The 11,114-nt window shown below is 39.6% G+C and carries 10 protein-coding genes; 1 reads left to right on the forward strand and 9 read right to left on the reverse strand.

All coding sequences use genetic code 11. The features are described from left to right. Positions 1 to 67: 67 nt before the first annotated feature. From ACYVD3_RS10415 to ACYVD3_RS10455, 9 genes are all read right to left on the reverse strand, one after another. Positions 68 to 1,276 (reverse strand): FAD-dependent oxidoreductase, encoded by a 1,209-nt coding sequence (locus ACYVD3_RS10415; protein WP_460642447.1) that lies wholly within the window; start codon positions 1,274 to 1,276, stop codon positions 68 to 70. A 12-nt stretch (positions 1,277 to 1,288) separates the two neighbouring features. Next, complete coding sequence (locus ACYVD3_RS10420; protein ID WP_460642448.1) at positions 1,289 to 2,119, reverse strand: carbohydrate ABC transporter permease; 831 nt, start codon at positions 2,117 to 2,119, stop codon at positions 1,289 to 1,291. A gap of 18 nt (positions 2,120 to 2,137) precedes the next feature. Beyond that, a complete protein-coding gene (locus ACYVD3_RS10425) occupies positions 2,138 to 3,028 on the reverse strand; it encodes a carbohydrate ABC transporter permease (protein WP_460642449.1) in 891 nt (296 codons plus the stop codon). Between the two features lie 17 nt (positions 3,029 to 3,045). Beyond that, positions 3,046 to 4,428: an ABC transporter substrate-binding protein gene (locus ACYVD3_RS10430; RefSeq protein ID WP_460642450.1), complete on the reverse strand. Its 1,383-nt coding sequence runs from the start codon at positions 4,426 to 4,428 to the stop codon at positions 3,046 to 3,048. A 198-nt stretch (positions 4,429 to 4,626) separates the two neighbouring features. Next, a complete protein-coding gene (locus ACYVD3_RS10435; RefSeq protein ID WP_460642451.1) occupies positions 4,627 to 6,219 on the reverse strand; it encodes a response regulator transcription factor in 1,593 nt (530 codons plus the stop codon). Beyond that, positions 6,197 to 7,999: a sensor histidine kinase gene (locus ACYVD3_RS10440; protein WP_460642452.1), complete on the reverse strand. Its 1,803-nt coding sequence runs from the start codon at positions 7,997 to 7,999 to the stop codon at positions 6,197 to 6,199. Before ACYVD3_RS10440 ends, ACYVD3_RS10435 begins: the two co-directional genes overlap by 23 nt. Before the next feature lie 173 nt (positions 8,000 to 8,172). Continuing rightward, positions 8,173 to 8,448, reverse strand: a complete 276-nt coding sequence (locus ACYVD3_RS10445) for a GNAT family acetyltransferase (protein ID WP_460642453.1) — start codon at positions 8,446 to 8,448, stop codon at positions 8,173 to 8,175. A 174-nt stretch (positions 8,449 to 8,622) separates the two neighbouring features. Then, positions 8,623 to 10,305, reverse strand: a complete 1,683-nt coding sequence (locus tag ACYVD3_RS10450; protein ID WP_460642454.1) for a L,D-transpeptidase family protein — start codon at positions 10,303 to 10,305, stop codon at positions 8,623 to 8,625. A gap of 67 nt (positions 10,306 to 10,372) precedes the next feature. After that, positions 10,373 to 10,522 (reverse strand): hypothetical protein, encoded by a 150-nt coding sequence (locus ACYVD3_RS10455; protein WP_460642455.1) that lies wholly within the window; start codon positions 10,520 to 10,522, stop codon positions 10,373 to 10,375. Positions 10,523 to 10,576: 54 nt separating this feature from the next. Here ACYVD3_RS10455 and ACYVD3_RS10460 point away from each other — a divergent pair, with 54 nt between their 5' ends. After that, complete coding sequence (locus tag ACYVD3_RS10460; protein ID WP_460642456.1) at positions 10,577 to 11,086, forward strand: hypothetical protein; 510 nt, start codon at positions 10,577 to 10,579, stop codon at positions 11,084 to 11,086. Positions 11,087 to 11,114: the final 28 nt, after the last annotated feature.

Here is an 11,114-nt window from a genome sequence, read left to right on the forward strand (position 1 = left end):
TAGGAAAGGGGGAAATAGAACTACAGCTCTGAAAGGTAAATCAATCCTAAGGCTGTGGAATTAAAAATCACACCGCGTTGATTCCTGCCTGTAGCCGCCTGATATCTACACTTCTGACATTCTCCGACGAAAGAGCCAGATAAGCCGCAGCTCCTGCTGCCTCACCAATGCCGTAGCAAGTCGGCATAATCCGTAAGGATGAGTGCGCTTTATGACTGGCCGAAATTGCCCGTCCGGCAATCAATAAATTGTCTGTTCCCACTGGTGTTAAACAGCGGTACGGGATTCCATAATACTGATTTTCTTCTAAATCCCGAATTTCTGTTCCATCCCCTAAGGGATTGTGAATATCAATCTTATAACTGCACCAGGCAATATCATCTTCTGATTTTTTATAATCTAACACATGCTGATCATCCAGTAAATAATCTCCTATGATATGTCTGGACTCGCGGATTCCAACTTGTGCAGCAGTTGTCATAAGGTACGCATGTTCAAATCCTTCCACATGTTTTTTTAAATATGCAGCAATTTCCCATGCCTGCTGGCGTCCCTCCATTTCCGCTTTGGAAATATCCTTTATATCAATGGGATTGATTCCTGTCATTCTGGTCATGTTTACCGCTACTTCACCTTTTCTGGGCAGTCCAAAATATAACACTCGTCCCTGGGGCAGCCCATGTTCTTTGGGAACCTCATATTCCACTCCGCCACAGACCGTTTTATGGACTCCGCCCATTTTAAACATTAAGGTCACCGGCTGACAGCATCCGTCTTGCTCCCTTCCAACCGTCAACTGACAGTCTGCATAAGCCGCCACATCGCCATCTCCAGTTGCGTCAATAAATATTTTTCCGTTTATCAATTGATTCCCCGATTTATTGACACAGGCGATTTGCGTAAGCCTGGCCCCATCTCTTGTTATGCCAGAGACAAAGGTATGAAATAACACGTCTACACCTGCCTTCATACACATCTGATCCAGTACCAGCTTTAGTGCTTCTGCGTCAAAGGACAGAGGATCACCAGAGCCGCCAAATGCCTCCATATCAGTGAGCTGATCCGTTATCTCTTTAAAGATACCATTGATTAACCGTTGTTCACCGGCATAGTAATTCATAAATGGCGCCACCAAACCTGCGGTTCCCATTCCCCCTAAAAAGCCATAACGCTCAATCAATACCGTTGACGCTCCCCTTCTGGCCGCTGCAATTGCCGCTGCAACTCCGGCTGGGCCGCCTCCTGCTACAACCACATCATACATTTCTTTCACCATTCTATACCCCCCCTAACCCTTTACCGCTCCGGCTGTCATTCCCTCTATAAAATATTTCTGGCCAAGAATAAACACAGTAAACATTGGAATCAGGGAAATAGACGTCAGAGCCATAATGTAATGGTACATTCTTCCATTCTCATCAGTAAAATTAGCCAATGCCAGGGGAATCGTTGCTAAATTTTTATCTCTGATAAAAATCAGCGGAGTTTCATAATCGTTCCAATGATGAGCAAATACCACAATTGCAAAGGTTGCTAATGCCGGTTTTACGATTGGCAGCATAATCGAGTGCCAAATCCGAAAATGGGAAGCACCATCTACCTGTGCTGATTCAATTAATGCGTCTGGAATCTGCATAAAATACTGTCTCATTAAAAAAGTTCCAAATACTGCATATAATCCTGGAAGAATCAGCGCCCAATGTGTATTTACCAGATTAAGCCTTGTAAACAACACAAATTTAGGTACATAAGTAGCCTGACTCGGAACCATCAATGTGGATATGTACAGCAAAAACAAAATATCTCTGCCCTTAAATTTCATCTTAGCAAAAGCATACGCCGCTAATGCACTGGTAATACAAGAACCAATTACATTAATTGATGTCACTTTAATTGAATTAAAATAGGTAAGCCACACATTTTCATGCTCAAACAAGTATTTATAGTTCTCTAAATATAAATAATCCGGAATCCATTTAATCGGATAAGAAAAGATATCTGCCGGCCTTTTAAATGAAGACGAAATCATCCAAACAAATGGAATTAGCATTGTAAGAGCAATCATATAGATTATGACCGTGATTACCGCACTTTTCACTGTTATTTTTTGTTTCTTCATGACTTAATCACTTCCTTATCAATAGTTTACCCATTGCTTCTGCTTCTGCCACTGAATAATCGTCAAAATTAAAATAATTGCAAAAAGCACCATCGCCATTGCAGACGCATAGCCAAATTTATAAAATTCAAAGGCTGCAGTGTAGATATAATAAACCAATACGGTAGTCGCCCGTACCGGTCCTCCTTGCGTCATCATCTGAATCGGTCCAAAAACTTTAAAAGAATTGATGACTTGTGTTGTTAATAAAAAGAAAGTCGTTGGAGATATCATTGGGATGGTAATCCTGGTCAGACAGATCCACCAACTTGCACCATCAATTTTAGCAGCTTCATATAGATCCTCTGGTACACTTTGAAGTCCGCCGATATAAATCAATGTACAGTATCCCAAAGATAACCAAATCATCATCACCATAATGGAGGGCAATGCCCATTGTTTATCAGCCAGAAAATTAGGTACATTCTCTATGCCAAACATTCTTGCACCGTGGCCAATGGGTCCCTCTTTGCTATAAAGCATGGACCAAATCATGGAAATCGCCACAATATTTGTAATATGGGGCAAAAAAACACCCAATCGGACTAATTTCTTTCCGATGACATAATCATTGATAAAAACAGCTAATAATAAGGCCAGCACTAAGGTTACAGGCACAACCACAAGTGTATAGACCAGATTATTAATTAACGACTGCCTAAACCAAATGTCACTCCACATGACAACATAATTTTTCACACCAATTAACTTGATATTATCAAATCCTGAGATCATATCCCACTCTGAAAAAGAGATATAAAAAGAAAACAAGATAGGAAATGCTGAAAAAACCAACATTAATAAGTAACTTGGGGCTATAAATAAATAGCCCTCAAGATTACGTAAAATTTTTCTTTTCCTTACGTTCATAGAAATGTTGCTCCTTTTTATTGTCTGACTAACACTTCATCGCATCTGCTCTGCATATTTTCAAGTGCCGTATCCAAATCATATTGTTTTAAAAAGTAAGCTTCCATTTCTTCTTTCATAACTTTAGCAATTTCTGCTTTCCCGGTGTTATTCACGTCATATTGCATATTGTCATACTTTTTAAACATAACGTTCTGAAAGGATTCAATATCAACTAAATCTTCCGCACCAGCCAGCATTAATTCTGCTATTCTGTCTGTATTATAATTCTGATAAAGAGGAATCCTGCCGCCTTCAATCATGGGGTCATAGCCTTCTGTATAATACCATTTGATAAATGCCATTGCTTCTTCTTTATACTTTGATTTAACATTGATTGACATATCATCTTGTGTATTAATTGCTGCATAGTATGTCTTTTGTTCGGCTGTTAAACTTGGAATCTCCACAAATCCCACTTTAAAATCTCTTGGGAAAGTAGCTACATCCTTAATATTTCGAATGTGATGGCTTCCGGCAGCTACCATGGCAACCTCTCCGTTGAAAAAGATAGGGGCTTCATTTGCGCTGACTTTCTGTACAATCATATCCTCCCAGGTCATCATCGAACCATCCACATACATCATTTGGTTCATCACTTCATACCCTTTTTTAAGGCTCTCATTGGAAACAAAATTTGTAGTTTTTCCATCTTCATTCATCCAAGAATCCTTATTGCCATTGGTGGCAACAAATGTATTGATAACATTACCGTCTGTACTCTTTAAAAAACCATATACTTTTTTAGAACCTTGTTCTACGGTTAATTGCTTTGCCACTTCACTTAACTCTTCCCATGTCCATGATTTGGGGATTTCAATTCCTGCCTGTTCAAACATATCTTTATTTACCATAATAAAATCTGCCTGCTTATAGGTTGGAATCGCATAAATCTTTCCATCTTCCGTAATATTATTTTCTGCAACATCTCCAAAATCACGCAATACATCAATATCATACTGCTTGCAAAGCTCCGATAAATCTAAGGCAAGATTGGCACTCACTCTCTTTTCACGTTTCTCCGCACCATAACTAAAGAAAATATCAATTTGTTCCCCGGAAATCAAAGCAGTATCCAATTTTACATTTCCCTGTTCATCATTGACATATCTGACATACTCTACTTCTACACCTGTATTGAGGGCATTGTAATTGTCACATACTTGCTGAGGCCCTTTATCCTCTGGTACTGCCCCCCAAATTACCAGCTTAATCTTTTCACCATTATTTCCTGCTGCATTTGATTCTTCCTGATTACCTGTCTGCGCTGCCTTAGTTGTCTCTTTTACACCCGATGTACATCCGGTCAATGAACCTGCTGCCAATGCTGCTGCTAACATATAAGATAAAATTTTCTTCATAGTCCCTCCACTCCATTGCTTTCATTTTTATTTTCTTACCCCATCATTATAAAAGAAAATATTGTATGTTACAATGTAATGTAATTCTGGATATTTGGCAATATCGTTAGCATTTTTCCTTCCGTAAGGGACTATTTTTATTCCAACTTTTAAATAAAACAAAAAAGGTATTTTATTTGGATTTTAATACAACAATTTTTATCTTCGCAACTGGCTGGGGCTGATTCCTAAATGCTTTTTAAATAATTTACTGAAATAAGATTCATCTTTTATTCCCACCGCCCAGGCGGCATCATAAATTTTATATTGCTTTTTCTCTATCAGTTCTTTTGCTTTTTCCATCTTCACCCTATTTACATAGTCATTGAATCCCTCGTTCATTTCTTTTTTAAATAGTGTGGATAAATAGCTTTTATTCACATGGCACATATTGGCAGCCTGATCAAGGCTGATTCTTTCTCCGATATTTTCTTCAATATATAATTTGATCGTTACAATCTCCTGCCGCTCACCTCTTTTATTAATCAAGCGCAAATTCTGTTCAACAACATATGTAAAACTAACAAAACAATCTACCATCTCAAACAAATAATCCGCTTGTTTTACCTGTTCTGTCAAAACTTCTTTTTCAAATTCCTGAATATTGGATTCCTCAAAAAAACGCCGGATAATCCGCCGGAATTCATAGGCCAAATTAACGAAAAATTCTCTCACCTGCTTTGGTTTAAAATAATTTTGATTTAACCAGACCTCCATCTTTTTGAGTGTCTGCCGACAGCCATCCATATTCATACTAATTGCGCAATTTCGAAAATCTGTTTCCAAAGAAGTCTTGATCACTCTGCTGTGATGAAAATTTTTCAGGAAAATATCTTCCCAATACACAAGATCCCCTCTATTTTGATAGAAACAATGTTCTATCGCCATCAGGCTCTGCTCATACCGTTCCTTTAACTCTGTAAAACTTGCCGGCTTTTTGCTGATCCCAAAAAAAGACTGAAACTCCAGATAATTTCCTGTTATGGTATTGAGTTTATCGCAAAACTGCCGGCTTCCCATGGTACTTAAATGATTTGCATAGACAATCAGATAATGCCCCTCCTGCATTTCAATCACATTGCTTTCCTGATTTGCTAACAGCTCTTTTATAATATTGGTAATGGAAAATTTGAGAAGCTGACTATCTCCAATCTTGCTTCTTGAAGGTGCCCGCTTGTAGTCTTCAATTACCAGGTATATCACCCGATACCCTGTCTGCGGCACTTGGTATCCTAATAATTTAAGCTCCCCCTGAAAATGTTCTTCCCCAATGCTCCCATTTAGATAACTTCGAAACAAGTTTTCCAGAATAATCTGCGCTTTTTGATTCATCAATTTTTCTAAGGCAATATTTTTATTCGTCTTCAATTGATCTTTCTCAATGGTTTTTTGTACCTTTGCCAATGCCTTTAATAAAACCGACTCTTCCATGGAAAGCTTCAAAATATAATCCTCGGCTCCCAATTTCATTGCTGTTTTTACATATTCCATCTCATTAATACAGCTTAATACAATAATTTTCACACTGGGGAAATCTCTTTTTAAACATTGAATTAATTCGATTCCATCCATTACCGGCATTTTAATATCTGTAATAACAATATCCGGCCGTTTCTGTTTCACCAATTCCAAGGCTTCTTTGCCATTGCCAGCCTGCCCTGCCATCTCAAATCCATTTTCTTCCCAGTGAATGCAGGAGGCAATACCAACCCGAACAAGCATTTCATCATCAACAACAATTATCTTTAACATAGACACCTCTCAACAGAGGAAGCATCAGTAAAATTCTTGCCCCCTCCTTATAATCCCTAACCAATTGTACACCATAATCACTTCCATATTTTAGCTGGATTCTCTCGGATACATTTTTAAGACCAATTCCGCTATACACAAAACCCGTTTCATCACTATATGCCTCTGGTGTAAATCCTTTTCCTGTATCGGTTAACATTACCGATAGTTTATCATCTATCTGGGTAATATCAATAGAAACAGCTCCTGGCTGAAATTCCAATCCATGGACAATCGCATTTTCTACAATTGGCTGTAACAAAAATTTGCCTATGAGACATTCTCCTAATTCTTCCGGCATTGAGATTTGCAGTTTAATATTGTCTGTGTATTTTGCATTTTGAATAAAAATATATGCCTTAATTAAATCAATTTCTTCATTTAAAGTAATTTCCTCCACGCCTTTATTCATACTAACCTCTAACAGTTTCCCAAGCTCAACAATCAGCTTTGCAATGTAATCATTCCCATTCATCAATGCCGACCATTTGATCGTATTAAGTGTATTAAAGAGAAAATGAGGATTAATCTGCGCTCTGAGCATCTCATATTTAAGTTCTGATTTAGTCCGCTCTTCCTCGACCACTTGATTTACTAACTCTTGTGTGCGTTTTATTAAATAATCAAATGTATGTATTAAATCTTTTACGTCACTGTCAAAGTTTTTTTTCATTTGCCGGCTGGAACTTTCATCAAAATGATAACTGCCAATTTCCATATTTCTGATATTATTAATCAGATTTTTAATTGGATTTGTAATATATAAAATCACAAAAATAGTTAATGATAAAATCGCTATAAAAATACTGATACTAATTAAATAAGTTTGATGCTTTAAATCACGAATCTCTTTCATAACTTTATCGTAATCAGATAATGCCACCACTGACCAGCCTGTTTTACTTAACGCCACTTCCCGGTAAAGGTAACTCTGTCCATCAATTTCAGCGATTTCTTTCCCTCCCTCCAATAGCTTTTCATTTATATGAAAATCATGGTTAGATTGATAAACCACTTCTTTTTGTTCATTAACTACGGCAACGGTAATGCTGTCCATATCGTCACTAATGATATCTTTGAAATTACTAATATCCATATTGATCATGATTACCCCCAATGTTTTATTGGAATAATCATCCTTGATTCTTCTTCGCATTGAAATACATTGAAACTCTTGGTCAAACCCATAAACAAATGGCGCCTGCCAAACGATATTATCGCTGTTTTCGTTAATTCCACTGTAATGGCCTTGCTTTGCAAAATCGTTTAGATAGAACTGTTTCGCCTTATAGCTGCTGCTCATATCATTTGAGCAATATGCAATTCCATTCATTCCCAGTACCATAACATCTGTGGCATAATTATAAAACATATTGCTTTTGGCATAAGATAACCTTGCCTCAATGTTGATCATTGCAATCACATCGAAATTGGTCAGATCGTATAAGTTCCCAGGAGGTTCCTTCACTTGAACTGTGTTTTTTAAATTTGACAAAAGGGTTTTATCTGTTGTTAATATGTTTGATAACTTAATGCTGTTTTCTAAAATATTTTCTATATTTTGCTTGATTTGAATAATATTTCCATCTAATAATTGCATCTTTTTATCGATCAGACGTTTTTCTGCCTTGGAAAAATTGTAACTAAGTAAAGAGAAAAATGGAATGAAAATAAAGATAATTAAGACAATCACGATACGAACCTGTAAACTTTTCAGAATCTTGTAGATTAAAGTTTTCAACCTTTTCTCCTCCTCTGCAAATGGTATTGTTTACATTATAATTCATAGTAATCAATTCTGCCAGATTAAATAAAAGAAAAGGCGGGTATCCGGTATTCCGGTTCCGCCCATTCATAAAATTTTTCCGTTATTACTGAATCAATCTTCTGTGGGGACAAAAAATATACAGAGACTCATTTCCTTGCGGCCTTTTCCCAGACCAGCCGGTTTTCCTCATACTGATGATTGATCCAGTCCACCACTTGTTTCCGTCCCTCTTCCGTAAAAGGAAAGGCCGCCCGTATTTTTTTCTCTTCAGGAGTCGCCTCATAGCAATAGGGTTCCGGATATACCACGACAGAAAGTTCTTCCTCTTCCTTTTTTATCCGGTAGCGCATCCCTTTCATGCTCCCGGTGTAAGCCTCTTTTTTAAAAAACTGTATGGGCACAAAGGTATCTTTATTAAGCATTTCACGTTCCTCCTTATCTATACGCTTCCATATATCAAACCCTATATCACCATCCTTCCATTGTCAAGAAGATCCTTTGTTTTCCCACAAAAAAGAAAGGCTGCTGCCCGGCTCATGTTGACAGCCGGAGCAGCAGCTTAAGGCTTTACTCCCATATATTTCTGCCGGGCAGCGCTATTTCTTTGCGCCTGGCCCTGTTTTCTTATTGCCTGAAGTACTGGAAACTCCAGGTCCGATCTCACCCCCTGTAGAAGGAGCGCTTGTTGGAATCTCTGTCTCAGGTTCCCTGGTGGCAGGAGGAGCCGCAGTGGTGGGCGGAGCCGTGGTCGGTGCTTCCGTAGGCTTGGCTGCAGTGGTGGGCTCTGTAGCAGGCTTTGTCTCTCCCGGCTTTGAAGTTCCGTCGGAGGCTGCCTTGGATTCCGTTCCAGGCAAATGATAGCACAAAACCGGAACCCCTGATGCAATATTCTCAAACATGGTCTTTGCCACGGCAGGAGGCAGATTGACACAGCCGTGAGAACCGCCGGTCTTATAGATCGTGCCTCCAAAGGTACTGCGCCATGTGGCATCATGAAAACCGATATTTCCGTTAAAAGGCATCCAGAAAGACACCGGTGTCCTGTAATTTTCTCCTTTTAAGGTAGCATCCCTCTGCTTATAGGTAAGAGAATATACTCCCGCAGGAGTGGACCAGCCCTTTAACTCATTACCGGATACAAAATCTGAATCCACCACAAGCTTTCCATCTTTATAGAAATACAGATGCTGGGCCGTTAAGTTCACTTCCACGTAAGTTCTGCCGTAATCAGCGTCCCCGTGGCTGGCTGCCTTTTGTTTGTAAACAGGCTCCCTGGCCTGGCTCTGTCCGGAACGGATCAGCTCTGCCAGTTCATCTGCCTCGGCGCTTTGGTCCATTCTCCAGCCATAACTGCCTCCCGTGATCTTTATTGTCTGCCCATAGGAGGTCTTTAAGCTTTTTGCCTTGTTGGATGTATCATACTTGGAGGCCAGCTCCTTCACATAAGAAGTGACAGCGGAGCTGTTTAGATAAACCTTTCCATCTTCTCCGATTCCGATCCACTTTGAAATCGTATCGCCGTTTAAAGTCTTTTTTTCATCTCCAAAGCTGTATGTAATGGTAACATTGGCGTATTTGTTCAGTGTCTGCACCTGGGCGATCAATTGGGGATCGTCAGACGGGATCTGTGGTTTTACGTAAGCGTCAAGCTCTTCCAGGGAAATCTCCGGTTTTAAGTTTATCACAGCCTCGGAAATCCCTGTCCTCACCTTTTCCGGGTCCAACTGGTTTCCTTCCTTGGCAGCCACTATTGTGTAACCCTGTCCCGATACATAGTCGGAAACCCGGGCGTTCTCCGGCTTCTCCACAAGCTCATCTTTGAAACAGGATAAGCCGGAAACAGCCGCTTCCAATTTGTCCTTGTCATACTGTATCATGGTTCCTATATCAAATTCCTGGGGCGTTTTTATGTGCTTCAGCCATTGGTAGGTCTTCTGATCTGCCAAAAGCTTTTCAAGGCTTCCGTCAAAAACCGACTCAAGGCCGATATCCTTTCCCTTTATCTCCTCTGGGTTTCCCCCTCTCTCCCTGATTGACAGCACATACCCATCAATTCCGGAAGCGATTGACTTCTTTACTTCTTCTATGGATTTCTTAGATGCATCCATACCATTGATCGTGGTGTTAGGGAAAAACACCTTTTCATACTGCCTGCCCGTCTGGAGATAGACCAAAGCAGCAATCAGCGCCGCTGCAGCTACAGTTCCGCTTCCAATTGCTGCCCAACCCTTTAATCCCAGTGGCTTTTTCTTTCTGCTGCGCGGTTTCACGTTTTCCATTTAATTCCTACCTCTTTACTGACCTTTTCGTTCAGAATTTATTATACATGAAAAACGCGAAATTTGTCTAAATATTTACGGTATATTTCTTGACATTTTTATTACGATTTCCCCTTTGACGCCCAGCCTCCCAGGGCGCAATGGGATTCCTGGAAATAACTTCCATTTTGGAGGTCTTAAGAAAATTCCGTTTTTTCATGAATGCAAAATATTTCATAATGCCACTTCCTCCTTCATAAGATAAAAATAAGAATGATGAAAAGGATCTTTTATGGCACGCTATTCTCCTGTATACGGAACAGTGACTTCCGTCAATCCCTTAATGACCTCTTCTGACGATAAAAGCTGCACCATGATTATTTCTGTAATGAGTGAGAGCCTGGGACAGATCAATTTTATTGTAACTCCCCAAACCTATGTCCTTGACCAGTACACCTTTAACACCGGTGATTTCATCGTTGCCTTCTATGATACAAAAGCGCCTGTGCCCCTTATTTATCCACCACAGTTTACAGCGGTCGTCCTTGCGGAAAACAGTGATGGGTATGAAGCTGTTTTTGATTATTTTGACGAAGACCTGATGAATTCAGACCAAACCCTGAGACTGAGCCTGTCCGATCAAAGTGAGACAACGATCCTCCTTTCCAACGGTCAGACCTTCTTTTACAATCCAGGCGGCCATTTTCTTCTTGTTATTTACGCGTTTACCACGCGCAGCATTCCGGCTATCACCACTCCCCTGACGATTGTAGTCTTCTGCCCTCCTGACAGAAAAACCTAGAAAGGCTTAATTCCAACATAAAAAACAC

It is taken from the genome of Lacrimispora brassicae, from assembly GCF_054772055.1.

Coding starts and splice junctions, on each gene's coding strand:
- ACYVD3_RS10415 (WP_460642447.1), bottom strand. CDS start 1,276: ATGGTGAAAGAAATGTATGATGTGGTTGTAGCAGGAGGCGGCCCAGCC.
- ACYVD3_RS10420 (WP_460642448.1), bottom strand. CDS start 2,119: ATGAAGAAACAAAAAATAACAGTGAAAAGTGCGGTAATCACGGTCATA.
- ACYVD3_RS10425 (WP_460642449.1), bottom strand. CDS start 3,028: ATGAACGTAAGGAAAAGAAAAATTTTACGTAATCTTGAGGGCTATTTA.
- ACYVD3_RS10430 (WP_460642450.1), bottom strand. CDS start 4,428: ATGAAGAAAATTTTATCTTATATGTTAGCAGCAGCATTGGCAGCAGGT.
- ACYVD3_RS10435 (WP_460642451.1), bottom strand. CDS start 6,219: ATGTTAAAGATAATTGTTGTTGATGATGAAATGCTTGTTCGGGTTGGT.
- ACYVD3_RS10445 (WP_460642453.1), bottom strand. CDS start 8,448: ATGCTTAATAAAGATACCTTTGTGCCCATACAGTTTTTTAAAAAAGAG.
- ACYVD3_RS10450 (WP_460642454.1), bottom strand. CDS start 10,305: ATGGAAAACGTGAAACCGCGCAGCAGAAAGAAAAAGCCACTGGGATTA.
- ACYVD3_RS10455 (WP_460642455.1), bottom strand. CDS start 10,522: ATGAAATATTTTGCATTCATGAAAAAACGGAATTTTCTTAAGACCTCC.
- ACYVD3_RS10460 (WP_460642456.1), top strand. CDS start 10,577: ATGGCACGCTATTCTCCTGTATACGGAACAGTGACTTCCGTCAATCCC.